The 26,070-nt window shown below is 59.3% G+C and carries 21 protein-coding genes; 8 read left to right on the plus strand and 13 right to left on the minus strand.

Annotated elements, in window-relative coordinates; translation table 11 throughout:
• Window positions 1-278 precede the first annotated feature (278 nt).
• On the plus strand, window positions 279-692 hold the full coding sequence (locus GTQ55_RS13585; protein WP_161859225.1) for an acyl-CoA thioesterase: 414 nt from the start codon (window positions 279-281) through the stop codon (window positions 690-692).
• An 87-nt stretch (window positions 693-779) separates the two neighbouring features.
• Here GTQ55_RS13585 and GTQ55_RS13590 read toward each other — a convergent pair whose 3' ends face one another.
• Both GTQ55_RS13590 and GTQ55_RS13595 read right to left on the minus strand, forming a co-directional pair.
• A complete protein-coding gene (locus tag GTQ55_RS13590; protein ID WP_161859226.1) occupies window positions 780-1,637 on the minus strand; it encodes a universal stress protein in 858 nt (285 codons plus the stop codon).
• Window positions 1,638-1,870: 233 nt separating this feature from the next.
• A complete protein-coding gene (locus tag GTQ55_RS13595; protein ID WP_161859227.1) occupies window positions 1,871-3,379 on the minus strand; it encodes a SulP family inorganic anion transporter in 1,509 nt (502 codons plus the stop codon).
• Window positions 3,380-3,849: 470 nt separating this feature from the next.
• On the opposite strand from GTQ55_RS13595, the gene GTQ55_RS13600 reads away from it, so the two are divergent.
• From GTQ55_RS13600 to GTQ55_RS13625, 6 genes are all read left to right on the plus strand, one after another.
• Window positions 3,850-5,130, plus strand: coding sequence for an efflux RND transporter periplasmic adaptor subunit (locus GTQ55_RS13600; protein WP_161859228.1), 1,281 nt, complete (start codon window positions 3,850-3,852; stop codon window positions 5,128-5,130).
• A gap of 181 nt (window positions 5,131-5,311) precedes the next feature.
• Window positions 5,312-6,013, plus strand: a complete 702-nt coding sequence (locus tag GTQ55_RS13605; RefSeq protein WP_161859229.1) for an ABC transporter ATP-binding protein — start codon at window positions 5,312-5,314, stop codon at window positions 6,011-6,013.
• Between the two features lie 25 nt (window positions 6,014-6,038).
• Window positions 6,039-7,361 carry an ABC transporter permease gene (locus GTQ55_RS13610; RefSeq protein WP_161859230.1) on the plus strand — a complete coding sequence of 441 codons (1,323 nt, stop codon included), beginning with the start codon at window positions 6,039-6,041 and terminating at the stop codon, window positions 7,359-7,361.
• Between the two features lie 18 nt (window positions 7,362-7,379).
• Window positions 7,380-8,588, plus strand: coding sequence for an ABC transporter permease (locus tag GTQ55_RS13615; protein WP_161859231.1), 1,209 nt, complete (start codon window positions 7,380-7,382; stop codon window positions 8,586-8,588).
• A gap of 94 nt (window positions 8,589-8,682) precedes the next feature.
• Complete coding sequence (locus tag GTQ55_RS13620) at window positions 8,683-10,029, plus strand: sigma-54-dependent transcriptional regulator (protein WP_161859232.1); 1,347 nt, start codon at window positions 8,683-8,685, stop codon at window positions 10,027-10,029.
• Window positions 10,029-11,345 (plus strand): sensor histidine kinase, encoded by a 1,317-nt coding sequence (locus tag GTQ55_RS13625; protein ID WP_161859233.1) that lies wholly within the window; start codon window positions 10,029-10,031, stop codon window positions 11,343-11,345. Before GTQ55_RS13620 ends, GTQ55_RS13625 begins: the two co-directional genes overlap by 1 nt.
• Window positions 11,346-11,348: 3 nt before the next feature.
• Here the strand turns inward: GTQ55_RS13625 and GTQ55_RS13630 are convergent, their stop codons facing one another.
• The 10 genes from GTQ55_RS13630 to sbcB all read right to left on the minus strand — a co-directional run bounded on the left by GTQ55_RS13630 (window position 11,349) and on the right by sbcB (window position 23,891).
• A complete protein-coding gene (locus tag GTQ55_RS13630; RefSeq protein ID WP_161859234.1) occupies window positions 11,349-11,699 on the minus strand; it encodes a hypothetical protein in 351 nt (116 codons plus the stop codon).
• A gap of 49 nt (window positions 11,700-11,748) precedes the next feature.
• Window positions 11,749-12,144 carry a hypothetical protein gene (locus GTQ55_RS13635; protein WP_161859235.1) on the minus strand — a complete coding sequence of 132 codons (396 nt, stop codon included), beginning with the start codon at window positions 12,142-12,144 and terminating at the stop codon, window positions 11,749-11,751.
• Window positions 12,145-12,211: 67 nt separating this feature from the next.
• The gene (locus GTQ55_RS13640) at window positions 12,212-12,472 is read right to left on the minus strand and encodes a hypothetical protein (RefSeq protein ID WP_161859236.1); all 261 of its coding nucleotides are present in this window, start codon (window positions 12,470-12,472) and stop codon (window positions 12,212-12,214) included.
• Between the two features lie 61 nt (window positions 12,473-12,533).
• Entirely contained in the window at window positions 12,534-12,803 is a 270-nt protein-coding gene (locus tag GTQ55_RS13645; RefSeq protein ID WP_161859237.1) for a hypothetical protein, read from the minus strand.
• Between the two features lie 307 nt (window positions 12,804-13,110).
• Window positions 13,111-14,760 carry a dihydrolipoyllysine-residue acetyltransferase gene (gene aceF, locus GTQ55_RS13650; protein ID WP_161859238.1) on the minus strand — a complete coding sequence of 550 codons (1,650 nt, stop codon included), beginning with the start codon at window positions 14,758-14,760 and terminating at the stop codon, window positions 13,111-13,113.
• A gap of 30 nt (window positions 14,761-14,790) precedes the next feature.
• Window positions 14,791-17,460: a pyruvate dehydrogenase (acetyl-transferring), homodimeric type gene (gene aceE, locus GTQ55_RS13655; RefSeq protein WP_161859239.1), complete on the minus strand. Its 2,670-nt coding sequence runs from the start codon at window positions 17,458-17,460 to the stop codon at window positions 14,791-14,793.
• Between the two features lie 728 nt (window positions 17,461-18,188).
• Window positions 18,189-18,791 carry a class GN sortase gene (locus GTQ55_RS13660; RefSeq protein WP_237567680.1) on the minus strand — a complete coding sequence of 201 codons (603 nt, stop codon included), beginning with the start codon at window positions 18,789-18,791 and terminating at the stop codon, window positions 18,189-18,191.
• Window positions 18,788-21,178: a marine proteobacterial sortase target protein gene (locus tag GTQ55_RS13665; protein WP_161859240.1), complete on the minus strand. Its 2,391-nt coding sequence runs from the start codon at window positions 21,176-21,178 to the stop codon at window positions 18,788-18,790. Before GTQ55_RS13665 ends, GTQ55_RS13660 begins: the two co-directional genes overlap by 4 nt.
• A gap of 139 nt (window positions 21,179-21,317) precedes the next feature.
• Complete coding sequence (locus GTQ55_RS13670) at window positions 21,318-22,334, minus strand: aspartate carbamoyltransferase (RefSeq protein ID WP_161859241.1); 1,017 nt, start codon at window positions 22,332-22,334, stop codon at window positions 21,318-21,320.
• A 117-nt stretch (window positions 22,335-22,451) separates the two neighbouring features.
• Complete coding sequence (sbcB, locus tag GTQ55_RS13675) at window positions 22,452-23,891, minus strand: exodeoxyribonuclease I (RefSeq protein ID WP_161859242.1); 1,440 nt, start codon at window positions 23,889-23,891, stop codon at window positions 22,452-22,454.
• Window positions 23,892-24,034: 143 nt separating this feature from the next.
• Between sbcB and argS the strand changes: the two genes are divergently transcribed.
• Window positions 24,035-25,771: an arginine--tRNA ligase gene (argS, locus tag GTQ55_RS13680; RefSeq protein WP_161859243.1), complete on the plus strand. Its 1,737-nt coding sequence runs from the start codon at window positions 24,035-24,037 to the stop codon at window positions 25,769-25,771.
• Window positions 25,772-25,797: 26 nt separating this feature from the next.
• Here argS and GTQ55_RS13685 read toward each other — a convergent pair whose 3' ends face one another.
• Window positions 25,798-26,049 carry a putative signal transducing protein gene (locus GTQ55_RS13685; RefSeq protein WP_161859244.1) on the minus strand — a complete coding sequence of 84 codons (252 nt, stop codon included), beginning with the start codon at window positions 26,047-26,049 and terminating at the stop codon, window positions 25,798-25,800.
• Window positions 26,050-26,070: the final 21 nt, after the last annotated feature.

Consider the following 26,070-nt stretch of genomic DNA (forward strand, 5'->3'; position numbering starts at 1 on the left):
GGCCAGAATTTCCCGCTTGGCGGCCAAATTAGCCAAAAGGTGTGACACCTTTTGCCCTCGAAAGGTGCGTAGCGATCAATAAATGCACAACCATGACCAGCCTGACCCCATGAGTCTCGCCCCCCCACCGGCCCCGTCACTGTGGCGAAGAACACCGGATCTCACTGGTAACGTTACTCAAATACCCCTTGGCACACTTAATGCAAAACCTGCTGTGGCACCGCGAGGGAACGTGGGGCCCTTTTATTTTTTATGGAAAAGCAGCGAGGTAAATTCTCATGAAGTACTACTCACGTCATTTCGTTAAACCCGGCGACCTGAATCCGGCCCAACGTCTGTTTGGCGGCCAGGCACTGGCGTGGATAGATGAGGAGGCAGCTATTTTCGCAGGGTGCCAGATGGGCACCGCAAACATTGTCACCAAACTGATGTCGGAGATCGACTTTGTCAGCTCCGCGGTTTGCGGAGATATCGTGGAGTTCGGTTTTGAGGTGACGGATATTGGTCGCACATCGCTCACGGTGCACTGTGAGATGCGCAACAAGCAGACCCGCGAGCTGATCGTAAGGGTGGAGCGGATCGTGTTTGTTGCGCTGGATGCGCAGGGAAAGCCGGCACCGCACAAAAAGGCTGGAATGACCGCGGCAGAGGCCGCGAATACCTCTTCGGAGGTAAGCAAGCTCGCCAGTTGATACCGCGCCCGTCCAGTTGAGCCATTAAAAAAGCCTGTGGCGGGTAACCGCCACAGGCTTTTTTGCACTGGCTGGCCATCGCGCGCTTTAGCGCAGCAGCAGCAGAGGCTGGTTGGTACCAAGCAGCATTTTCGCGGTCACGCTTCCCAACAGGAGATCGCGCAACTTGCTGTGGCTGAAGGCGCCCATCACCGTAAGGTCAATGTCGTGCTCCTGCTGGTAGGCAATCAGTGACTCTACCGTCTTGCCCTGAAGGTTCGCGCTGATTACCGAAACTCCGCCGTGGCTCAATGCCTCAGCGCCCTCGGCCAGAACCGACTCGGCCCCGTCCCCGACATATACCAGGTGGCAATCCACTGCTTTAAACACCGGGCTAGTGGCCACCATATCCAGCGCCTTGCGCGCCGCTTCACTGCCGTCGTAGGCGAGCATGATCGAACGCGGCGCCTTGAACTCACGGTTTACCACCAGGATAGGCTTGTGCAGTGAGCGCACTACAGTCTCCAGCTGCGCCCCCAGCCCGCGGTTGGCCTCACCGTGCTCCTCACCGCGAATCCCCAGCACCAGAACCCGGATATGGTCCTCCAGTTCTACCAGCGACTCGATCAGGCTACCGTGACGCTGACAGGTGACCACACGCTCTGCGCCGCCTTTCAACGCCCGCTCGCGCGCGCCCTCCAGCATCTGCCGCCCCTGCTCCAGCAGCAGTTTTGAACGCTGCTGCTCCAGTGAAGTCAGCTCCTCCAGCAACTCTTCCTGACTACCCAGGCCAATGCTACCGCTCAGGTCCGCCACTGCCGGCGTCGATACGCGTTCAATGTTGTGGAGGAGTTTGATGGGAGCGGATGCGCGGTTGGCAATCCAGGCGGAGTAATCGCAGACGGCGCCGCTAAAACGGGAACCGTCGATGCAGCTGAGTACGTGGGGATCTTTCTGTTCGGTCATTTATTATTTTCTCTCTATCGCTAGAAATTAACCTTGCCTACCGAACAACCATAGGACAAGGCTCGAAACTAGACGCGAAGCTCGAGTGACGGGGGAGGAATTTCAAAAGCGTCGGCGACAGGGATGTCGCCGACGCAGCGTACAAGGATGTATTCACAGTGGTTTTGAAATTCCTCACCCGTTGCTCGAGCGTCACCGGGCGGAACTACGAAGCACTCAACCACGATGCTAAGTCAGTGCCCCCCAAGTACCTTCTCAATTTCTTCCGGCTTGTCGTGCACCCCGAAGCGGTCAACGATGGTCGAGCTCGCCTCGTTCAGGCCGATCAACTCTACCTCGGCACCTTCACGGCGGAACTTCACCACCGCCTTGTCCAGAGAGTACACCGCCGACACATCCCAGAAATGCGCCCGGCTCAGGTCGATCACCACCTTGTCCAGCGCCTCCTTGAAATCGAACGCCGCAACAAACTTGTCCGCCGAATTGAAGAATACCTGCCCCACTACGGTGTAGGTACGGCAATTCTGCTCTTCATCCAGGTCCGAGCTCACGTACATAAAGTGGCTCACCTTGTTGGCGAAGAACAGGGATGCCAGCAGTACGCCCACAAACACACCAAAAGCCAGATTATGGGTAAACACTACCACAATCACCGTGGACAGCATCACCAGATTCGTCGACAGCGGCAGCTTCTTCAGATCGCGGATTGAGCCCCAGTCGAAGGTACCGATGGACACCATGATCATCACCGCCACCAGCGCGGCCATCGGAATCACCGCCACGTAGTCACTGAGGAACACTACAAGCGTCAGCAGGCCAACACCTGCTACCAGGGTCGACAGACGGCCGCGGCCACCGGATTTCACGTTGATCACCGACTGGCCGATCATCGCACAGCCCGCCATACCCCCGAGCATGCCCGCACCAATGTTGGCAATGCCCTGGCCCTTACACTCGCGGTTCTTGTCGCTGTCGGTATCGGTCAGGTCGTCCACGATGGTGGCGGTCATCAGGGATTCCAGCAGGCCGACTACGGCGAGGCCAGCGGAATAAGGGAAGATGATCTTCAGGGTTTCAAAGTTCAGCGGTACGTCCGGCCACAGGAAGATCGGCAGGGTATCAGGCAGTTCCCCCATGTCCCCCACGGTGCGGATATCCAGTCCCAGAACGACCGCAACAGCGGTCAGCACCAGGATGCACACCAGCGGCGACGGCAGCACCTTGCCCACCACCGGAACGTAAGGGAATAGGTAGATGATGCCAAGGCCCGCTGCGGTCATGGCGTATACGTGCCAGGTCACATCGGTGAGCTCCGGCAACTGGGCCATAAAGATCAGAATGGCGAGTGCATTCACGAACCCCGTGACCACGGCCCTCGACACAAAGCTCATCAGACTGCCGAGTTTGAGGTAGCCAGCGATGATCTGTATCACCCCGGTCAACAAGGTCGCAGCCAGCAGGTACTGAAGTCCGTGCTCCTTGACCAGCGTCACCATCAACAGTGCCATGGCACCGGTAGCGGCGGAGATCATGCCCGGGCGCCCACCCACAAAGGCGATCACTACCGCAATACAGAAGGAGGCATACAGGCCCACCCGCGGATCCACACCGGCGATGATGGAAAAGGCGATGGCCTCGGGGATGAGCGCGAGCGCTACTACGAGACCAGCGAGCACATCGCGGCGGATATTGCCGAACCAGTCGTTTCTGGTGGACGACAACAGGGTGTTGGAGAACTGCATAATCAGATGAGCCTGTCTGGGAAGTCTTTTTAGTTGCCAAATTTTCCGCTGGACCGGCAGCATCGACGCCTGCCGAAAGGCCAGAAAAATGGGCGCGGAGTCTACCATGACGGGAATCTTGACTAAAGAACAGCCAAGTGGATTGGCGCACTGGTCCAGCTCTCCGGCCGCGCCGCTGCCGGGTACAGCCGCCCTCGAACATGCCTCCTTGTCGCTCTTTAATACCCCTGTCCGCTCCTTCGGACACCACCTGTCCGGACACATTTTCCGGACACCTCCGGCCCGTCTGGCCAGTATCTTAAAATTATTTTTTATTTATAAATCAATCACTTAAAGAATATTTTCGTATTGGCACGGCGATTGCGATAAGGGCCCTGCAACCGAAATAAACGGTTTGCATCCGGCCGCAGAAAGCGCCGCGTCACAGTGGCATAAGCAGCAAAAACTGATTGCAGAGATTCAAGAAAACAATGATCAGAGATACCTCCGGGCAGGACGTCCAACTCACACCCGCAAGCCCGTGGAAGAACCCGCGCCTGCTGAAGCGCGCCGGACTCGGCGTCGCCGCGGCCGCATTTGTGGTGTGGGGGCTGATGAGCTGGCAGAGCACCAACGCGGTGGACGCAAGCGTTTCCCTTTCCCGCCTCAACATCGCCGCAGTGGAGCGTGGTGACCTGGTGAGAGACCTGGTAGTCCAGGGCAAGGTAGTGGCCGCCAACAGCCCTACCCTGTTCAGTCCCGCCCAGGGCATCGTCAAGTTTGCGGTAAAGGCCGGCGATACGGTTGAGCAGGGCCAGTTGCTGGCAGAGGTGGACAGCCCCCAACTGCAAAACCAGCTCGCCCAGGAAAGCGCCATGTACAACAAGCTGAGCGTGGAACTGGCGCGGCAGAAAATCCAGGCCAAGCGCCAGCGGCTCGAAAACACCCAGAAAGCAGATCTCGCCAAGGTAGACCTCACCGCGGCACAGCGCGAACTGAAGCGTGCCGAGCTGTCGATGGAAAAGCAGATCATCTCCCAGCTGGATTTCGAGAAAGCCAGTGACGACCTCGCCCGCGCGGAGCTGGAGTACAAACAGGCGGTACAGAATTCCCAGCTGGAAAACGAAGCCCTCACGTTTGAGACCCAGACACTCCAGCTGCAGGTGGACCAGCAGCAACTGCAAGTGGAAGAGCTGCAGCGCAAGGTCAATGAACTCAACATTGTCTCACCGGTAGACGGCACCATCGGTAGCCTCGCCGCCACCCAGCGGGCCTCCGTCGCCGCCAATACCCCGCTGCTCACGGTTGTCGACCTCACCAGCTTCGAGCTGGAAGCCGCGGTACCGGAAAACTACGCCGACGACCTGGGGCTCGCCATGGAAGTGGAAATCAACATGGGCGGCAGGAAACTGCCCGGCGAGATTACCGCCATCGCCCCCGAAGTCATCGACAACCAGGTCGTCGCCCGCGTGCGCTTTACCGGCAACCAGCCGAAAAACCTCCGCCAGAACCTGCGCCTCACCGCGCGCGTACTGCTGGAAAACCGCAGCGACGTGATGCTGGTCAAGCGCGGCGCCTTCCTGGATCAGACCGGCGGGCGCTTTGCGTGGAAACTGAATGACCAACAGCAGGCGGTGAAAGTGCCGATCACCATCGGCGCACTGGGTCTGAACCAGGTCGAGATTGTTTCCGGCCTGAACGAAGGCGACCAGATCATCACCTCGGCTGCGGACGAGCTGGAGAAGGCACAGCTGGTTGCGCTGAAAGATTAATCAATCACAACGAAATCAAATGCGAAGGTGCTGATACCGATTGTTGTTTGCGAGACCTTCTGCGAGAGGGACCTCGCAGAAGAGCCCCCATGGATGGGTTCACGGCGTGTCTCGCAAACAACAATCGGTAGCAGCGCCGCCACAAAACAAGACAGAAACCACGAAGACAAGGAAATTCACAATGCTGAAGATGCACAATATCCGTAAAAGCTATCGCACCGATACGATCGAAACCCATGCGCTTCGAGATTTCAGCCTGGAAGTCAACGAAGGTGAATTCGTATCCGTTACCGGTCCCAGTGGCTCCGGCAAAACCACCTTCCTCAACATCGCCGGCCTGCTGGAAACACCCACCGGCGGTGAGTACCTGCTGGACGGCCAGGAAGTCGGCAACCTGTCCGACCGCGACCGCTCGCGCCTGCGCAACGAAAAAATCGGCTTTATCTTCCAGGGCTTCAACCTGATACCCGACCTCAACCTGTTCGACAACATCGACGTTCCCCTGCGCTACCGCGGCTTCAACGGCAAAGAACGCCGCCGCCGTATCGAAAGAGCCCTGGAACAGGTCGGCCTCTCCGCCCGCGCCAAACACCTGCCCGCACAACTGTCCGGCGGTCAGCAGCAGCGCGTCGCCATCGCCCGTGCCCTCGCCGGCGAACCACGCTTCCTGCTCGCAGACGAACCCACCGGCAACCTCGACTCCCTGATGGCACGTCAGGTCATGGAACTGCTGGAATTCATCAACGAATGGGGTACCACCATCATCATGGTTACCCACGACCCGGATCTCGCACGCCGCGCGCAACGCAACATCCAGATCGTTGACGGCCAGGTTTCCGACCTGCGCCAGAGCATTGCCCAAGACGAAGCTGCAATCGCATAAGCTGAATTAGAAAAAGGACACCGAAATGATCGGCTACTACATCAGCCTCGCCGTGCGCAGCCTGCGAGGCACCCCCATATTGAGTACCCTCATGATTGCCGCCATCGCCGTAGGCGTCGGTGCGTCCATGACCGTACTCACCCTGAATTACATGATGTCGCAGAACGCACTGGCGCATAAAGATGACGTACTTTATGCCGTACAGCTGGACAGCTGGGACCCAAACCAGGCCTATGCTCGCAGCAACAACGAAATCCCCTACCAGCTGACTTATCAGGACGCCACCGGACTACTGCGCTCAGACATCCCCACCCGTCAGGTCGCCATGCACCGCTTCGGGTTCACCGTCACCATGGAAGACTCCGAGGTTCGACCATTTGTCGCCGAAACGCGGGTCACCACTCGTGACTTCTTTTCCATGTTCGACGTCCCAATGCAGTATGGCAACACCTGGGGCAAGGAAGCAGACAGCGCCCCAGTCCAATCCGTTGTTTTGAGCAAGGCGATCAATGAAAAGCTGTTTGGTGGCGAAAACAGCGTAGGCAAAACAGTAACCCTGAACGGCCAGCCCTTTACCGTAAGCGGCGTCATCGATTACTGGAACCCCTCCCCCAAGGTGTACGACCTGAACAACAGTCCGTTCAGTGACTCCGCGGAAATCTACATACCGTTTGGCCTGCATCGCAAGTTCGAGATCTATAGCTGGGGAAACAACAACGGCTGGAACAGCCCGGATAACGGCATCGAAGGCTACGAGGGGCACCTCCAGGGCGAAAGTGTGTGGCTGCAGTTCTGGGTGGAGCTCGACAATGACAAGCAAAAGCAGCAGTACGAAGAGTTTCTGACCGGCTATATTCAGCAACAAAAAGAGCAAGGACGCTTCCAACGCCCCCTCAAGTTCGCACTGACACGCCCCTCGGAATGGCTCGTACTGAACGAAGTCCTGCGCGATGACAACCGCGTACTCGGCTGGGCCTCGCTCGCATTTCTCCTGGTGTGTGTGGTGAACGCTGTTGCCCTGCTACTGGCAAAATTTTTGCGCAAAGCACCAGAGGCCGGCGTGCGCCGCGCCCTGGGCGCCAGCCGCAATGCCATTTTCATCCAGCACTTGATCGAGAGCACTTGCATCGGCGCACTGGGCGGTCTGATCGGTATTGGCCTCGCCCTGCTGGGGTTGTCCGGTATACGCCTGCTGTCCATGGGACAGATTGACCAGATTGCATCGATGGACTGGCTGATGATGCTCGCCGCAGTGGCGCTCGCAATACTCGCCAGCCTGCTCGCCGGCCTGTATCCGGCCTGGCGCATCAGCCGCACCAACCCATCTGTCTACTTGAAAACCCAGTGAGCGGAAAAGGAATCCATCATGTTTGAACTGAAACCCATGTTGTCCGCCCTCTGGCGCAACAAAGTGTCGGCCCTGTTGATTGCTATACAGCTTGCACTCACCCTGGCCATCGTCAGCAACGCGACCGTGATCGTACAGGACCGCCTGAAAAACATCGCGCGCCCCACCGGTATGGATGTCGAAAACATCATCGCCATCACCTTCATGCCAGTTCCCACGGACTACGATATGGCAGGCGCCGTGCGCGCTGACCTGGACATGATGCGCGCGATGCCCGGTATTGTGGATGCCACCGTCACCAACCAGATCCCGGTATCCGGCTCTGGCTCCGCCAGTAGTTATTACCTGGAGCCCAATGCTCAAATTGGCGACGTCGATGGCAACTACTACCAGACCGACCCTCATTTCATCAATACACTGGGATTGAACCTGATCGAAGGGCGTAACTTCCGGCAGGATGAAATGGGTGTGTACGGTTCCAATGAACGCTACGAAAGCAACGTGATTGTTGTAACCAAGCAATTCGCGGATCAGGCCTTCCCCGAAGGCAACGCCCTTGGCAAGTTTTTGTACCATGGCAGCGATGACAAGCCGATGGAGATTATCGGCATTGTCGAGCGCCACCTCGGAGCCTGGCCAAGCTGGTCCCTCGCGGGTAATGTGGTATTCCACCCGCTGCTGATCGAAGAGAACCACAAACGCTACCTGGTTCGCACAGAGCCCGGCCAGCGCGACGCGATTTTCAAACAACTGGAAGACAAGCTCGCCGACAGGGACCCGCAAAGGGTGATCCATCTGGAAACCCTGTCAGAAAACCTCGCGAGCACCTACGTTGCGGACAACATCATGGTTAAGGTGCTCGCTACGGTGATGGCCCTTCTGACCTTCATCGTGGCGCTCGGTATCGTCGGCCTCACTATTTTCTGGATCAACCAGCGCGCCAAACAGATCGGTGTACGCCGTGCCCTGGGCGCCACGCGGGCCAACATCGGCCGCTATTTCCTGGTAGAAAATTCGATGATTGCCGGCACCGGACTGATACTTGGTACAGCGGCAGCGCTGATTATCAACCAGCTAATGGTGAGTGAATTTTCACAACCGGCCTTGTCATTGCCCATGCTCGCGGTGTGTGCGCTAATATTGCTTCTGGTCAGCATTGTCGCGGCACTGATGCCGGCGATGCGGGCTGCGAATATTTCGCCGGCGATGGCAACGCGTAGCATTTAAAAATTGCAACAAAGTTAGTTACCTGAAGGGAAGGTCCCGCAAATAACGACCGGCAGCGGGACCGCCACGGACTTAACTTACAAGGGACCTTAAATTGGACAAAGTCCTGATCATCGACGACAACACAGGCATTATTTCGGCCCTGTCCTTGTTGTTGTCCCTGCACGATATACAGACCCTCAGTGCCATCACCCCCCAGGCTGGCCTGCAGCTACTGCGTGAAAACCCGGACATTGGCCTCGTGATCCAGGACATGAACTTCACTGCCGACACCACTTCCGGCGACGAGGGGCGTGCACTGTTCTTTGCCCTGCGCGAGCTGCAGCCGGACATTCCCGTCATCCTGCTCACCGCCTGGACCCAGCTGGAAATGGCGGTCGAACTGGTCAAGGCCGGTGCCGCCGACTATGTCGGCAAGCCCTGGGACGACAACAAACTCATTGCCACCATCAAAAACCTGCTGGAACTGCACGAACTGCAACAGCAACAGCGCCAGGCGAAAAGTCGTGAGCAACAGGCCCGCGAGCAGCTGCATCAGCAATACGACCTGCAGGGTATTGTGTATCGCAGTAGCAGTGTGCAGAAACTGCTGGAGATGGCCACCCAGGTCGCACACGCAGACGTACCGGTACTGATCACCGGCCCCAATGGCGCCGGCAAGGAAAAGATTGCCGATATCGTGCAGGCTAACTCCAGTGTCAAAGACGGCCCCTATATCAAGGTCAACGTTGGCGCCCTGCCCGAAGACCTGATGGAAGCAGAACTGTTTGGTGCCGAAGCCGGTGCCTACACAGGTGCTGGCAACAAGGCTCGCCAGGGGCGATTCGAAGCCGCCGACGGCGGCACACTGTTTCTGGACGAAATTGGTGAGCTTTCCGCCAGCGGCCAGGTGAAACTGCTGCGGGTGTTGCAGACTGGCGAATTCCAGCGCTTGGGCAGTAGCCAGACCCGCAAGGTCCGGGTCCGCGTGATCAGCGCCACCAACAGCAACCTGCAACAGATGATTGCCGACGGCAGCTTTCGCCAGGACCTGTTCTATCGTCTCAACGTGATCGAGCTCAAGCTGCCCCCCCTGAGTGAGCGCCCCGAAGACATTCTGCCTCTCTCCCGTGCTTTTCTTTCCGATAGCGGCAAACGACTCAGCGGCCAGGCACAGCAGACCCTGCTGCGCTACTCCTGGCCCGGTAATGTGCGGGAGCTTCAGAACGTCATGCAACGTGCCGCGGTATTGACTCGGGGTGATACCATCGAAGACGCAACCCTTGCCCTGCCACAGGAAGAGATACAGAAAGTGCCCGAACACAGCTTCGAACCCAGCCGGGAACTGCTCGAGCAAACCCTCGCCCAGTGCAACGGCATCATCGCCCAGGCAGCCCGCGAACTCGGTCTCAGCCGTCAGGCCCTGTACCGACGCCTGGATAAATACGGTATTCCCTACTGATGCCTCGCACATCCGTCGAAGGCAAAATTTTCGGTGTCGTTCTCATCGCCGTTGTCGTGGGAACGGCAATCCCCTTCCTTTTGCAGAAATGGGGTGCCAACCCACTACTCGCGTGGAGCGGTGGGCTACTGATTGCGCTGGTCGCGGCGCTTGCTCTGGTCCGGCCGGTGACCCGCAACCTGAACCGGGGGCTGAACAGCCTCGAGGGCGGCCTGCTGAATTTCCGCGATGGCGACTTTTCTATCTCCCTGGCGCTCGACCGCAAGGACCAGCTCGGCGAACTGGCAGCGCTGTATAACGAAGTCGGGGAAATCCTGAGGCGGGAACGCGCGCATATCCACCAGCGGGAGCTATTGCTCGACACGGTCATCCAGAGCTCCCCTCTGGCACTGCTGTTGATTGATCACAGCGACCACATCATTTACGCCAACACCAGCGCGCGCCACCTGCTGCACGATGGCAAGGCATTGCAGGGACATCTTCTACAGCAGATCTATCCGCATTGCCCTCCCGAGCTGGCTCAGGCCATCGAACAGAAGCAGGATGGCCTCACCAGTTACCTGGACAAAGAGGACAGCCACACGCTGCACATCAGTAACAGCACCTTTGTACTCAATTCACAGAAGCATCGCCTGATCCTGTTGCGGGAAATGACCAGAGAGCTTACCCGTGCGGAAGTGCAGGTCTGGAAAAAAGTGATTCGCCTGATCAGCCATGAACTGAACAATTCCCTCGCCCCCATTTCCTCTATGGCTCACAGCGGCAAATTGCTGTCGGAAAAAATGCACTCGCAACAGCTCGCCGGTGTATTCGATGTCATTGCGGATCGCTGTCGCCACCTGACGGATTTCACCCAGGGCTACGCACGCTTTGCAAAGTTGCCCGCGCCCTCGGCCGAGGAAGTGTCCTGGAGAAAGCTGGTGGAAAGGCTACAACCACTACAGCCGTTTTCCCTGCGAGGTGAACTGCCCGCCCGCCCCGGCTATTTCGACCCAGCGCAACTCGAACAGGCGCTGCTGAACCTGCTGAAAAACGCCGCGGAATCCGGTAGCCCCGAGAAAGAGATTACCCTGCAAATTGAGACCGATGCTCACGGTCAGTTACTCACGGTATCCGACCGCGGCAACGGTATGAGCGACAACGTTCTCCAGCAGGCATTGTTGCCGTTCTACTCGACAAAACCCCAGGGCGTCGGCCTGGGCCTGGCCCTTTGCCGAGAGATCGCCGATGCCCACGGCGGCCAGGTTCGGCTGCACAACCGCCACGGTGGGGGACTGCAGGTTAGCCTGTGGCTGCCCTGGCCAGACACTCCATGAATTTTATGCACGGCCAGTGCGGAAAAAGAGTGCGTAAATACGGGTGAGGAGTGAAAGGGGAAGACAGGTCAGAATAATGATGATTCCCAGCAGCCCGCGCATCAGGTCACTGCCTTCCCGGTGCTCCTCATCCTTGTCGCCGAGGTAAGCGTTGTAGCAGTGGTCGGGGCCGTCGATGGGGCGAAATGTGAAATCGATGATGCGTTCCATCAATCGCCACCAGGGTCGAAATGGGGTTTCCTTAACACGGGCAAAATACCCGGTGCGGGCGGAGATGCTAGCGTCCGGGTTGCCGCCAGCTAAGGCATTGCCCAACTGGTCAATGGCCACCAGCACGCCTTTCAGCCAGATCATGACCGCCCCTGTCTGTCACCTGTAAATCGACGCCAACACGATGGCGAATTCAGACGTCAACCGCGTGACAACGCAGCCCCTCACTGTACATCCAGCACTTGCCCCCTTCCGGACAGGGCGCATCCACGGCCATCGGCGATGCGCCGGGCGGACACTGTGGCGCGCGTCCGGCGGTACACCAGGCACCAGTGTCGAGTTGATAGCAGACGGCATCGTCGACCAGACAGGCACTTGCCGTGTGTACCTGCGTATCACCCGCAAAGCAATCGCGGGGAAACGCGGGCATCAGGTTCGCCGGTAAAGGGGGTTGGTAATAGGTGGCGGGTGAGCCGCTAAGATCACACCAGAAGCCGTCGAGGCTGGCGGCATTTTCGAGGCTGCCACCAGTACTCGAACAGCCTGCCGACAGGGTGGCTAGCAACACGCAAATCAGGCGCAGTTTCATATCACGTCCTCTGTGATAAATGATCCAGATTACCCCACATGCGAAGCTTCACCAGGTCAGGTACGGCTTACTTTTCGTAAACGATGCAGCGGCGCCCGCCTGAAATTTCGTAGCACTGGGCGGTAGCCGGGCAGATTGAACCTGGCGCAAGCTCCTCGGCATCACCGGGACAGCCGTCGTAATTGGTTTTCTGCTCTGCATGCGCCGGCGCACGGGGGATGGGTGCACTGTTAGGGTAGACCACTTGATCGCGCACACTACTGGTACCACAGGCGGAAAGCAGCGTGGCTGCCGCTAACAGGGAAAAAAGGGTCGTTCGTTTGCGCATGGGGCCTCCTCAATACTCACTAACTCTGGATGGTCCAATCCAGATACTGAAACTGTTCGGGTTAATACACCCGCATTACCGGGAAAAACCAGCAGGCTGAACCAACCTTGTTACTGCTCGCTTCCATTGAACACTGGCGGCTGGCTGCAGGTGGTGCGGCAGCATTGGGGAGATAATTACCCACTTCGACAAAGTCTGCACTCTGGCTCTGGTCATCGGGGTTGAAGAAAAACGGGTCGTAGCTGTGCTCGTTCCCATAGGGAACGAATATACATCCCTGCAAACAAAGTGTGGCACTCACGGCCACTGCGGCTATCCCTGTGCGGTTCATGGCTCAACTACCTCGCGATTTAATCACTGCCTGACCATTACCGGAAAGTCCTATCTCCCGGTATTTACTCACTGTTATTTTCAGTTTAGCGCGCAGGAAGGGTTCGACGACGCTGTACAGGATTTAACCAGAATTAAATACGCGGTAATCAACATTAGTCTGAATTTGCCGCCAGGGCCCTACTGTCGGCGCGTTTCATGCCCGAATAACGTGACACACAGCACAAAGGCCGGCACAAAAAAATACGCAAAAAAAAGCGCCGAAGGGTAACCCCTGCGGCGCTTTTTTAACACTGTGAATCCGAGGATTACAGGAGCAGTCGACGTACGTCAGCCAGTACACCGGCCAGATAAGTAAGGAATCGACCGGCATCACCACCGTTAACGGCGCGGTGATCGTAAGACAATGCCAGTGGCAGCATCTTGCGCGGTACGAATTCCTTGCCGTTCCATTCCGGGCGCACTGCCAGCTTGGAAACACCGAGGATTCCCACTTCCGGCGAATTCACGATCGGCGTAAAGCCGGTGCCGCCAATCGCGCCGAGGCTGGAGATGGTGAAGCAGGCGCCCTGCATGTCGCGGGGCTTCAGCTTGCCATCGCGAGCAGCGATGGCCATCGCGGTGGCTTCTTCTGCCAGCTCGTACAGGCCCTTCTTGTCGACGTCGCGAATGACCGGAACCATCAGGCCTTTCGGCGTGTCGACCGCCATGCCGATGTGTACGTAATCCTTTTTAACGATGTGCTCACCATCGTTGTGCAGGGATACGTTGAAGCTCGGCACTTCGCGCAGCGCGGCAGCGGCCGCTTTCAGCAGGAAAGGCACCGGGGTGAGTTTCACGCCACGCTTTTCCGCTTCTGCTTTCATCGCCTTGCGGAAATCTTCCAGCTCGGTGATATCCGCGTCATCGAACTGGGTAACGTGCGGTACGTTCAGCCAGTTGCGGGACATATTGGCCGCGGTCAGCTTGTGGATCTTGCTCATCGGCTCGGTGGTAACCGGGCCAAACTGGCTGAAGTCGATCTCCGGCATGGGTGCGATACCGATACCGCCACCCACACCACCAGCTGCGCCGCTTTCCGCCTTCTTCACCTGCTCCTTGATATAGGCATGCAGGTCGTCTTTGGTGACACGATTACGTGGGCCGGTAGGCTTCACCTTGTTCAGGGTTACACCCAGCTCGCGGGCCAGCTTGCGCACAGCCGGGCCGGCATAAACTTCGGCGGACGGCGTGAGGTCGCGCTCTACATGCGGGTCTTTCTGCGGAGCCGCGGGCGGCTCCTGCGAGGCAGACTCTGCAGGCGCGGGCGCCGCCGCTGGAGCGGGTGCAGGTGCCGCAGCGGCGGGAGCGGGTGCAGGCGCACCACCGCCAGAAACAGTCTTGATCACACCGATCACGTCGCCGGTGGAAACCTTGTCGCCTTCCTTCACAGAGATGGAAACAATGGTACCGGAAGCGGAAGACGGAACGTCCATGGAGGCCTTGTCGCCTTCCACCACGATCAGGGCATCGCCCTCTTCCACTTTGTCGCCAGCGGAGACGGAGATTTCAATCACATCCACGGCATCGGCACCGCCGAGGTCTGGAACCTTGATCTCTTCTTCCTTCTCTTCACCGGCAGCAGCTGCTGGCGCCGGGGCTGCTTCTGCTGCCGGAGCGGGCGCCGGAGCTGACTCTTCCACCGGAGCGGGAGCAGGCTCTTCTGCTGCGCCACCAGCAGCTTCGGTTTCCATTTCACCGATTACATCGCCCTCAGACACCTTGTCACCTTCCTTGACGGAGATGCTCAGGATCTTGCCGGCTACCGGCGCGGGAACATCCATGGAGGCCTTGTCGCCCTCCACCACAATCAGCGCATCCTCTTCCGCTACCGTGTCACCCACGGCCACGGCGATTTCAATTACATCTACCTGATCGGCGCCGCCGAGATCAGGCACTTTAATGACTTGTTTTGCCATGTTTCTTGCCTTCTTCCTTTTCAGCGGACGTTAAACCAGACGCGGATTTACTTTTTCCGGGTCGACATTGAGCTTCTTGATCGCATCCGCCACTTCTTTCGCGTCAATCACGCCCTGATCGGCCAGGCCTTTCAGTGCTGCGATGGTCACGTAGTTGCGGTTCACCTCGAAGAAGCGGCGCAGCTGCTCGCGGCTGTCGGAGCGGCCGAAGCCGTCGGTGCCCAGCGCGATCACATTGCCGTCGATAAATTCGCGCAGCGGTTCAACGTAGGAGCGGATGTAGTCGGTAGAGATCACCACCGGCGTCTCGTTACCTTCAAACTGCTCGCTGATCCACGCCTTGCGGGGGCTCTCGGTCGGGTGCAGCATATTCCAGCGCGCCACGTCCTGGCCTTCACGGGCCGCTTCGGTGGCAGAGGTCAGGTTCCACACGTCGGAGGTGACGCCGAACTGCTCTTCCAGAATATCCGCCGCGGCGAGTACTTCGCGCAGAATGGAGCCGGCGCCGATCAACTGCACGTGCTTCTTCGCGGCCTTGCCCTTGCCCGGCTTGCGGCAGTTGTTATCCAGCTTGTAGATACCGCGGATGATGCCTTCCTCGACACCTTGCGGCATTTCCGGCTGCAGGTAGTTTTCGTTTTCGATGGTCACGTAGTAGAACAGGTTCTTCTGCTCTTCGTACATTTCCTTCAGGCCGTGGCGCATGACCACCGCCAGGTCGTAACCGTAGGCCGGGTCGTAGCTCTTACAGTTCGGGATGGTGGCGGACAGCACGTGGCTGTGGCCGTCCTGGTGCTGCAGACCTTCACCGTTCAGGGTGGTACGGCCCGCGGTGGCACCGATCAGGAAGCCACGCGCCTGCATATCGCCCGCGGCCCAGGCCAGGTCGCCGATACGCTGGAACCCGAACATGGAGTAATAGATGTAGAACGGCACCATCGGCACGCCGTGGTTGCTGTAGGCTGTCGCCAGTGCCATCCATGCGGACATGGCGCCGGCTTCGTTGATACCCTCTTCCAGCACCTGGCCTTTCTTGTCTTCCTTGTAATACATGATCTGGCCGTGGTCGACCGGAGTGTATTTCTGCCCCTGCGAGGAGTAGATACCCAGCTGGCGGAACAGGCCTTCCATACCAAAGGTACGGGCTTCGTCCGGCACGATGGGCGCGACGTTCTGGCCCATCTTCTTATCTTTTACCAACACGGACAGCGCGCGTACAAACGCCATGGTGGTGGAAATTTCGCGGTCGCCGGAGCCCTTGGTCAGCGCGCTGAAGGCATCCAGTTCCGGGATGTCCAGCTTCGCCACTTCGGTGGAACGGGACGGTACTGGGCCACCCAGCGCCTTGCGACGCTCGGCCATGTACTTCATTTCCGGGCTGTCGGGAGACGGGCGGTAATAAGGTACTTCTTCGATTTCCTTGTCGGTAATCGGGATCGCGAAGCGGTCGCGGAAACGCTTCAGCGCTTCGGTGTCCATCTTCTTGACGTTGTGGGTATCCATCGCCGCTTCACCGGCCGCACCCAGGCCGTAGCCTTTTACGGTCTGCGCCAGGATCACGGTGGGCTTGCCCTTGCTGGCCATGGCTTCGGCGTAGGCCGCGTACACCTTGTACGGGTCGTGGCCGCCGCGGTTGAGCTTCATGATCTCTTCGTCGGAGAAGTCCTTCACCATCTCCTCGAGCTCCGGGTATTTACCGAAGAAGTGCTCGCGGGTATAGGCGCCACCGTTGGCCTTGAAGTTCTGCATCTCGCCATCGACAGTCTCGTCCATGACTTTCTGCAGCAGGCCTTTTTCGTCTTTCTCGAACAGCGGATCCCACAGACGGCCCCACAGAACCTTGATCACGTTCCAGCCAGCACCGCGGAATACGCCTTCCAGCTCCTGAACAATCTTGCCGTTACCGCGCACCGGGCCATCCAGGCGCTGCAGGTTACAGTTCACCACGAATACCAGGTTTTCCAGCTTCTCGCGGCCAGCCAGGGCAATTGCGCCGAGGGATTCCGGCTCATCACACTCGCCATCCCCCAGGAATGCCCAAACCTTGCGATCACCGCGCGGAGACAGGCCACGGGCAGACAGGTAGCGCATGATGTGCGCCTGATAGATCGCCTGGATCGGACCCAGGCCCATGGATACGGTGGGGAACTGCCAGTATTCCGGCATCAGCCACGGGTGCGGGTAAGAGGAAAGACCGTTGCCGTTCACTTCGCGGCGGAAGTTGTCCAGCTGCTCTTCATCGAAGCGGCCCTCCAGGTAAGAACGGGCGTAGATGCCCGGCGCGCTGTGGCCCTGGAAGAAAATCAGGTCCCCACGTTCTTCGCCTTCGTTACCGCGGAAGAAATAGTTAAAAGCAACGTCGTACAGCGTGGCTGCAGAGGAGAAGCTCGCAATGTGGCCACCCAGGCTGTCGCTGTTGGAGTTGGCGCGAACAACCATCGCCAGCGCGTTCCAGCGGATCAGGGAGCGGATTCGGCGCTCCATGAACAGGTCCCCGGGCATACGCTTTTCCGCTTCCGCCGGAATGGTATTGCGGTACGGGGTAGTGATGGCCGCCGGCAACTGAACGCCGGTGTTGGTGGCGCGGTCAGACAGCTGCTTGATCAGAAACGCTGCGCGTTCCTTGCCGCTGTGACGGATGACCGCCTGCAGCGCATCAAGCCATTCCTGCGTTTCCTGAATGTCGGTTTCTTCGTGCATCAAGTGCTCCTCGGCGAATATACGACGTCGAGTCGGTGTTTTTTATGGACAGAATTTTTTGCTGCGCAACAGTACCCCAAACCCCAGGATTTCCCCCGGTTATGCGCCCATGTTCGCCAGATCACCACCTGAAATGGCGGAAAAGCAACGAACATTGGCCAACGTTTCCGCAGCACTACCTACAATAGCTGGCTGAAACACGGAGGGACTGTGCGACCTGAATACCGCCGGCCATAAGGAACCTGATTCACGGCTCGTTAATACCGGCTCGACTTTGAATTCGGCGTTGAATTCTCGGCCCGTCAACTGTAGGGCGGGCACCTAACGGCGCACAGGGATGCCCTCAATTAACCGGCTGCAAGTGCTCAAGCGGGGGCGATTGTAGTATTACTACAAACGTTTTTCCAGATAGGACGATTAGTAACAAATAAAACCAATTTGTAAAACAATTATTTGCCAATTAGCGGTTTTGCCGAAACATATCGCGGAGAAAGCGGTAATTTTTATTACAAAATCGAGTCCGAAAAATCGATTCTGGTCACGCTTGAAGCCCCGTCCGGCGGTGGGGAATACTTCGAGGAGAACAGGCGTACCACGCACGAATAGGACCCGAACAGGACTTGGGAGTGCATCCCTGTGGACAAATCCTGCCGCCGAGGTGCCCGGGTCACCAACACGCGGGCGGGAAAATCGGCCTCAGGGACAGGGTCCGGTGAGACAACCGAGCGCTACAACTGCACCGTCGCCACCTCGTCGATATAGTCCGCGTACACCAGGTATCGCAGTGGCCCCCCTGCATCCAGGGCATCAAACGGGTAGCAGGTAACCAGCAGCAGGCCCGGTGCAGCCGCTACCGGGAGGCGCTCGGTTTCACTGTTGACCACTTTTGCCCCCCTTACACGGTAGGAGTGCCAGCGTCCGCGCCGATCCTGCAGCTGAATCACAGCCCCCGGCTTCAGCCTATCCAGGTTACGGAAGTGTGTATCCCGGTGAGCAGCAATCACAGTGGTGCGCGGCTCGGCCAGGTTGCCGGGCTCACCGGAGCCCGCCATCAGGCCGGGGCCGAATGCCAGAGCCTGGCCACTGGTTCCCTGCAACACCACCAATGACTTTTTCTCCCCCAGCTTGAGTTGTGCGACAGGCCAGGTATCTGCCCAGGGCCAGGGCTTGTAAGGCTCGCCGCTGGCGAGCTGGCGCTGCCAGGAATCGCTGATCAGATACTGCGCTAGCTCCGCCTTTACCAGCAGCCAGGCGCCGCCACCCAGCTGCCAGAGCCCCGCGGTAAGCAAAAATGCCGACAGCCAGGGCGCGAGCCGGGCCGCGCGGCTCACAGTGACATCCCCGAACGGGCAGCGTGGCTGCGACGGCGCATATCCGGAATGACCCCGCGCAACCAGCGGCGCAGCGCACGCTCTGCAGCCGCTTTCCACCGGCGCAACGGCCGCCGGCAACGCACCATTTTTACCGCGCTTTTCGGTCCGCGCTGAGCGAATCGCATCAAGCCACCCAGTGCCAGCAATACCGCGGCGAGAATCATCTGTGCGTAAGCACCCGTTGCCGTGGATGGGTAAGTGAATGACTGCATGACCTGCCCCTTGGCCACGGCATTGGGGACCGGGCTCGACTTGAGCGATTCCGATTGCGGGCGCACCGGAGTTTCCTCCACCGCGACGAAACTCGTGTAAGGACTGGCCAGTTGATAGCCCAGCGCCAGGCCGAGAATGTTTTCGCGCAGTGGATCACCCATTTCGGGATCACTGAGCGGGCCCCGTTCGCGCTGTTGGTCGCGCAACGCGGCAATCTTTTCCCGCGCCCACAGACTGCCGATCCCCTTGCCGGACTCATCCACCACGAGCTGGCTCAGGGACAGGCTGCGGGTAAATCGCTTGCCCGCGAGGCGACCGCTGACGACCAAATCACCGCTGGCACTGTTACCCAGTGCATTGCCATCCACCCGCGCCACCAGCCGCACCGGCTCACCGCGATAAAGGTCCGGCAACCGCTTCGGGTAAGACTCCACTTTTATACCCTGCGGCCACTGCACTTGCAGATCGGTGACCAGCGGGCTTTCCAGCTTTTCGAACAGCGCGCCCATTTTCGACTGCACTTCCGCCAGATCCCCAATCTGCACAAAACTACCGCGCCCGTATTGCGCGGCCTTGGTCATAAAGAAACTGTTGGGCGCAGAGCCAATTCCCACGGTAAACAGGCGCGTTTCCCCAAGGCGCTGACGGATGATCTCAAACAGGGCGCGCTCGTTTCCCACCGAGCCATCCGTAATAAACACCACCTGACGCACAAGCTCACCGACCTGTTGATCCAGTTGCTGGGAAAGTGCCTCCTTTAGGGCCGGGGCCATTTCAGTCCCGCCCCGGGCCTGTAAAGATTCCACCCAGCTGCGCGCGCGCTGGATATTGTCCGGCGTCGCCGCCGCCGGGCGAGGAAAGAAGCTGCGGTGATTGCTGTTGAACTCGATAATGTTGAAGCGATCCATTTGCGTCAGACGCGAGAGCGCCAGCAACAGGCTTTCCTTGGCCTGGCGAATGGAGTTGCCGCCCATGGAACCGGACGTATCCACCACATACACGACTTCCCGGGGCAGTTTGCGCGCGGTCAGGTTTTCCTGCGGTGGTAACAGCAGCAGCTGTACATACTGCGCTCCGGGTTCCGCCGGCATTGCGGTTTGCTCGGCAAACAGGGCCGCGGACGGCATGGAGGAAGCTTGCGGGCGCCAGAACAGCGCGAAGTCGCGGTCCATGGGTACCGAGCCGTTTTTCAGGCCAATCCGGTAGTGATTATTTTCTTCGCGGCGAAAGCGCACCTCGTGATACGGGCTGTGTATATCCGCAAGTGGCAGCCCCATCCCCAGATCGATTCGAATCTCCATTTGGTGACTGCCCTGATGACTGGCCAGCTCGGCGTGCGGCATCATCACTGGCGAGATGAGGTCCGCATCCGGCACCTGATCCGTGGGCAGTGACCAGCCGTGGCTGTTCAGCGCAACGCTTTGCGTAGATGCCACCGGTGCCCCGGGCATATAGCGCGGAGTGAGTGTACTGGGCAGGCGCAGGCTGAACTGTCCACTGTCGAAGCGCAGGGTCTGCAGGTATCGAACTTCCACCGAGATTTCCTCACCGGGTGCGATATTGGCGACGCGACTGGTAAACAGGTTCGGGCGCTGCTGCTCCAGCAGTGCTGCGCGCTTGCCCTCTTGCAGCGCTTTTTTATACACCGCTCTCGCCTCTTCACGCTCGCGCACCTTGCCGACGATGCGGCGCTCGCCGATCACAATCTCCATGCCATTGACCGCAGCATTCTCCGGCAGCGGCAGTACATACACCGCCTCCTGCCAGTCGTTGCTGGTATTGCGGAACCGCTGCGCGAGATTGACCTCCGCAACCAGCCCGCGCACCCGGATATCCGCCTCGGTGCCGAGGTGAATGGCCGGAATATAACGGCCAGGTTCGCTGCCCCGGAACAGCAGGTCGCCGCTACCGGCCTCGTCCATGCCGACGCTTTCGGCCAGTGCTGCGCCTTGAGCGTCCGGCGTTTGGGCCCGCGCACCAACCGCTGCGACCAGTACCGCAAATACCGTTACGACCAACAGCAGCCAGCTGCCCGTGCGACTTTTGCGGTAGCGGCGACGGTAATACTCGTCGTTCGGCAGGATCAACAATTCGCGCGGAATGCGCGGTGGGTGGAAAAAGGGACGGTTCACAGAAGCCTCCAGACCATTAAGTTCTGGAGGCATTAAAAGAAAGTAAGCTGGCGAGGTGTGGGCCGAAATCCGGCCCTCTAAAGATCAAATCGGGCGAATTGTGGCAGCGCCCTTTTCCGAGAGGGTTAGCCGGAGAGGGCTAGACCTGGTTGCGCCGTGTCTGCCAGGTGATCGGTCGCGCGTACTGGTCGACCTTGTCTTCGACACCGAGCAGCATCGCAAACAGCGCCATCCGCACCAGCAGGCCGTTATCCGTCTGGCGGAAAATGGCCAGGCTGGGGTGTTCGTTCAGGTCCGAATCCAGCTCGTTGGCCTCGGCGCGGGAGTCCCGCGGCAGCGGATGCATGATCACCGTGTTGGGTTCCGCATGGCGGGTGAAGATATCCCGGTTCAGACGGAAGCGGCCGCGGTAGCGGTCGGCTTCTTCCTGGGATTCGAAACGCTCTTCTTGAATGCGGGTGGAATAGACGATATCCACAGCCTTGATGGATTGCTCGAGCTGATCGGATACCGTCACCCGGTGGCCCGCCTCGCGCAGTTTCTCGATCACCACGTCCGGCATCGCAAGCTCTTCCGGCGACACAAATACCAGCTGCACATTCTTGAACAGGCACAGGAGCTTGCACAGGGAGTGCACGGTGCGGCCGTATTTCAGATCGCCGATCATGGCGATACGGAAGTTGTCCAGGGTGCCGCCCTTGCCTTCCAGCTCCTTGCGGATGGTATACAGGTCAAGCAGTGCCTGGGTGGGGTGCTCATTGGCGCCGTCGCCGCCATTGACTACCGGTACCCGGCTGGCCGCGGCAAACTCCGCCACCGAGCCTGCCTGCGGGTGGCGCATGCAGATGATGTCGGAGTAACCGGAAAGTACCCGCGCGGTATCGTAGAGGGATTCGCCCTTGGCCAGCGCGCTGGCAGAGATGCCCACCGTTTCGCGCACGGTACCGCCAAGCAGGTTGAAAGCACAGCCAAAGCTCACCCGGGTGCGGGTGCTGGGTTCCAGGAACATATTGCCGAGAATTGCACCCTCGAGTACCCGGGTGACTTTTTCCCGGCGGGCGTAGGGAACCATGGTGTCGGCCACGGCAAAAATTCGGTCGATGTCACCCCGTTCGAACTGGCTGACGGAAAGGATATTGGCACCGATAAAGTCCATTGTTTCTCCACTGTTTGCGCCGGGATCGCCGGCTGCTTTACCGGGCGCGTATTCTACGCGGGAGGCCGCGCCCGGAACAGAGAGACTTTGCGTGACGCGCCACACCCGCCAGGGCGATCACCCCAACAGCGCATCGCCCCAGGCCTCAAGCTGGTCCAGCAGCGCCGCACGATCGGGATACTCCTCCCGCAGGCGGGCAATCTCCTCGAAGTAGGATTCCATGGTAATACTGCCCCCAAGGGCTGGGTCCGTCAGGCGCTGATAGCGCCACTCTTCCCAGCGCTCCGCCTCTTCTTCATTCAGCGTTTCCGGGAAGTTGCGCGCCCTCAGGCGAAAGAGTAGCTCGGGCAACCGCGCATCGGTAAACGGCACCAGCCCCGCCAGCGCCTGCGGGCCGCGACTGCCCAGGGCACTGTGCAACTGGCGGCACAGGTCACGATCGGCGTCGTTCATAAAGCCATCGTAGAGCCGCGCTTCCACATCTTTTGCCGGAAATTCCCCGTCCAGGAACACCTTGTGCAGCTTCTCGGTCAGGTCCAGCCCCTGTAGCGCCTGCCAGTTGGCCTCGCAGGCGGCTTTGTCGATCTGCAGGTCGGCGGCGCGCTGATCAGAGAGCATGTTCGCCGGCGCCAGCACCGGGCAGCGGTTCATATGAATCAGCTTCAGGCCCGCCGGCAGCTCGCCCTCACCCAGTTTGTCGCGGGCGGTGTACAGGCGCTCGCGCAGGGCATCGGCGTCCAGGTCGAGGATCGGCTGAGGGTCCATGGCCAGGTTGGCGCAGATGACCGCATTGCGGTTCACCGGATGCATGGCCAGTGGCAGCACATAAGTCAGATGCCCGTGGGTTGCCGGCACCTTGCCGGAGATGTGCAGCAGTGGCTTGCGGTCGCGCGGGTTGAGGATTTTCGCCACTTCCTGCTTGCGGCGCAGGTTGTACACATAGTCGTACAGCTTGGGCTGCCGCTCGCGGATCAGCCGCGCCATATCGATGGTTGCGCGCACATCGGACAGCGCATCGTGGGCACCCTCGTGGCTGATGCCATTGGCCGCGGTGAGCTCTTCCAGGCGGAACGAGGGCACGGTTTCACCCGCGGCCGTTTCCCGCTGCGGCCACTCAATCCCCTCCGGGCGAAGCGCATAGGTAAGGCGCACCATATCGATGATGTCCCAGCGGCTGTTACCGGACTTCCATTCGCGCTCATAGGGGTCGAGCAGGTTGCGGTACAGGGTGTGGCGGGTGACCTCATCGTCAAACCGCAGACTGTTGTAGCCCACGCCACAGGTTCCCGGCGCACCCAACTCTTCGAGGATGCGCTTGATGAATTCAATTTCCGGCAGGCCCTCGGCCAGCGCCTTCTGCGGCGCCAGCCCGGTCACCAGCGCGGCCATCGGCTGCGGCAGGCAATCGCTGGCGGGCTTGGCGTAGATCATCAGCGGTTCGCCGACGACGTTGAGGTCTTCATCGGTACGGATACCGGCGAACTGGGAGGGCTTGTCTGCGCCCGGGTTCACTCCCCAGGTTTCGTAATCGTGCCAGTAAAGCGTGGTACCAGACATGGTTTCCTCCCCTATTCTTTTCACAGCGGGCCATGTTAACCCAGTGGGCAGATAGCGCGCAGGTTGCAATGCCCCCACTGCCCATTAAAATCCCGCCTTCTCCTATATTGTCCAAGAATCCCAATTCGGATCAGCAACCCCCTATGAATATTCGCCAGCAGCTCAACGACATCTTCCAGGCCGCCATGACTGCCGCCGGCATCCCCGCCGACTGCAGCCCCGCCGTCGCCCCGGCCAAGAAAGCCGGCTTTGGTGACTACCAGGCCAACGGTGCCATGGCCGCCGCCAAGAAAGTGGGCAGCAACCCCCGCGAGCTGGCAGCAAAGATCGTGGACAACCTGGGCGACCAGCCCATGATCGAGAAGGTCGAGATCGCCGGCCCCGGCTTTATCAACATCCACCTGAGCGAAGCCTGGCTGGCAGACACCCTCGCCGCCGCCCGCGCCGACGAGCGTCTGAACATCGCCAGGGTGGACCAGCCCCAGACCGCGGTACTGGACTACTCCCACCCCAACCTCGCCAAAGAGATGCACGTGGGTCACCTGCGCACCACCATCATCGGTGACGCGCTCGCCCGCCTGCTGGAATTCCAGGGCCACAAGGTGATCCGCCAGAACCATATGGGCGACTGGGGTACCCAGTTCGGCATGCTGCTGGCACACCTGGCCGACAAGATGGAAGACCAGGACGCCGAAGTGGCGCTCAAGGATCTGGAAGTCTTCTACCGCGAAGCCAAAGTCCGCTTCGACGAAGAGGAAGGGTTCGCCGACCGCGCCCGCGAATACGTGGTGAAACTGCAGGGTGGCGATGCCGACTGCCTGAAATTGTGGCAACGCTTTATCGATATCTCCATCAGCCACGCCGAGGAGATCTATGACAAGCTGGGCGTCACCCTGCAGCGGGAAGACGTGTACGCCGAGAGCCAGTACAACGACGACCTGCCGGTACTGGTAAAAGACCTGATCGATCGCGGTATCGCGGTGGAAGACCAGGGTGCCATCGTCGCCTTCCTGCCGGAAATGGCCGACAAGGAGGGCAACCCCAGCGTGGTGATCATCCAGAAAAGAGGCGGTGGCTACCTCTACGCCACCACTGACCTGGCGGCCATCCGCTACCGCGCCAATGTACTCAAAGCGGATCGCATCCTTTACGTGGTCGACGCGCGCCAGTCCCTGCACCTGCAGCAGGCGTTTACCGTAGCGCGCAAGGCGGGTTACATCGCCGACGACCAGACCCTGGAGCACTGCGCCTTCGGCACCATGATGGGCGACGACGGCAAGCCGTTCAAAACCCGCACCGGCGGCACCGTAAAGCTGGCCGAACTGCTGGACGAAGCAGTGGAGCGCGCCACTGCGCTGGTGGCGGGGAAGAATCCTGACCTGAGCGCGGAAGAACAGGCCGAGATCGGCCGCGTTGTGGGGATTGGCGCGGTGAAATACGCCGACCTCAGCAAAACCCGCACCAATGATTACGTGTTCAACTGGAACTCCATGCTGGCGTTCGAGGGCAACACCGCCCCCTACCTGCAATACGCCTACACCCGTGTGCGCAGCATCTTCCGCCGCGCCGGCGTGGCCCCGTCAGAGTTGCAGGGTGACATTATCCTCGGCACCGATGCTGAACGCGCGCTCGCGATCAAGCTGAATCAGTTTGGTGAGGTACTGGACCAGGTAGCCAAAGACACCTTCCCGCACGTGCTGTGTACATACCTGTACGAACTGGCGAGTGCCTACATGGGCTTTTATGAAGCTTGTCCGGTATTGAAAGAAGGGGTGAGCGAAGAAGATAAGCAGAGCCGCTTGCAGCTGTGCGACCTGGTTGCACGTACGCTGTCTACCGGGCTCGGCCTGCTGGGCATCGAAACCCTGGAACAAATGTAACGAGCGTCGGAAGTAACGGCAGAAATTCAGGCGCTTTCTCTGGAGAGCGCCTGTTGCAAAACCTGCTGGGCGCTGGCGAGATCTGCATCGTGGATCAGCCAGAGCTCGGAATACCAGTCCAGGGTTCCATGGACGCTTTGTATACCTGCCTGGGACACACTTTGCGCTGGTTCCACCCGGGTTTTCTGGGTCAGTACCGAATAGCCGGCAGACTCCAGTAAATTGCGCAGATAACTACCAAGAAGCTGATCGTTGGTGGTGTAAATTTTGCTCGCCATTGTGCGACTGGTTAACCTTTC

This window comes from Microbulbifer hydrolyticus (assembly GCF_009931115.1).
In the GTDB taxonomy this organism is placed as follows: Bacteria; Pseudomonadota; Gammaproteobacteria; order Pseudomonadales; family Cellvibrionaceae; genus Microbulbifer; species Microbulbifer hydrolyticus.

Bases quoted from the DNA above. Each gene is read 5' to 3' on its own strand.
- GTQ55_RS13610 (WP_161859230.1), top strand. From the start codon at position 6,039: ATGATCGGCTACTACATCAGCCTCGCCGTGCGCAGCCTGCGAGGCACC.
- GTQ55_RS13585 (WP_161859225.1), top strand. From the start codon at position 279: ATGAAGTACTACTCACGTCATTTCGTTAAACCCGGCGACCTGAATCCG.
- GTQ55_RS13685 (WP_161859244.1), bottom strand. From the start codon at position 26,049: ATGGCGAGCAAAATTTACACCACCAACGATCAGCTTCTTGGTAGTTAT.
- GTQ55_RS13605 (WP_161859229.1), top strand. From the start codon at position 5,312: ATGCTGAAGATGCACAATATCCGTAAAAGCTATCGCACCGATACGATC.
- argS (WP_161859243.1), top strand. From the start codon at position 24,035: ATGAATATTCGCCAGCAGCTCAACGACATCTTCCAGGCCGCCATGACT.
- GTQ55_RS13670 (WP_161859241.1), bottom strand. From the start codon at position 22,334: ATGGACTTTATCGGTGCCAATATCCTTTCCGTCAGCCAGTTCGAACGG.
- GTQ55_RS13600 (WP_161859228.1), top strand. From the start codon at position 3,850: ATGATCAGAGATACCTCCGGGCAGGACGTCCAACTCACACCCGCAAGC.
- GTQ55_RS13630 (WP_161859234.1), bottom strand. From the start codon at position 11,699: ATGATCTGGCTGAAAGGCGTGCTGGTGGCCATTGACCAGTTGGGCAAT.
- GTQ55_RS13590 (WP_161859226.1), bottom strand. From the start codon at position 1,637: ATGACCGAACAGAAAGATCCCCACGTACTCAGCTGCATCGACGGTTCC.
- GTQ55_RS13635 (WP_161859235.1), bottom strand. From the start codon at position 12,144: ATGAAACTGCGCCTGATTTGCGTGTTGCTAGCCACCCTGTCGGCAGGC.
- GTQ55_RS13625 (WP_161859233.1), top strand. From the start codon at position 10,029: ATGCCTCGCACATCCGTCGAAGGCAAAATTTTCGGTGTCGTTCTCATC.
- GTQ55_RS13645 (WP_161859237.1), bottom strand. From the start codon at position 12,803: ATGAACCGCACAGGGATAGCCGCAGTGGCCGTGAGTGCCACACTTTGT.
- aceF (WP_161859238.1), bottom strand. From the start codon at position 14,760: ATGGCAAAACAAGTCATTAAAGTGCCTGATCTCGGCGGCGCCGATCAG.
- sbcB (WP_161859242.1), bottom strand. From the start codon at position 23,891: ATGTCTGGTACCACGCTTTACTGGCACGATTACGAAACCTGGGGAGTG.
- aceE (WP_161859239.1), bottom strand. From the start codon at position 17,460: ATGCACGAAGAAACCGACATTCAGGAAACGCAGGAATGGCTTGATGCG.
- GTQ55_RS13615 (WP_161859231.1), top strand. From the start codon at position 7,380: ATGTTTGAACTGAAACCCATGTTGTCCGCCCTCTGGCGCAACAAAGTG.
- GTQ55_RS13595 (WP_161859227.1), bottom strand. From the start codon at position 3,379: ATGCAGTTCTCCAACACCCTGTTGTCGTCCACCAGAAACGACTGGTTC.
- GTQ55_RS13640 (WP_161859236.1), bottom strand. From the start codon at position 12,472: ATGCGCAAACGAACGACCCTTTTTTCCCTGTTAGCGGCAGCCACGCTG.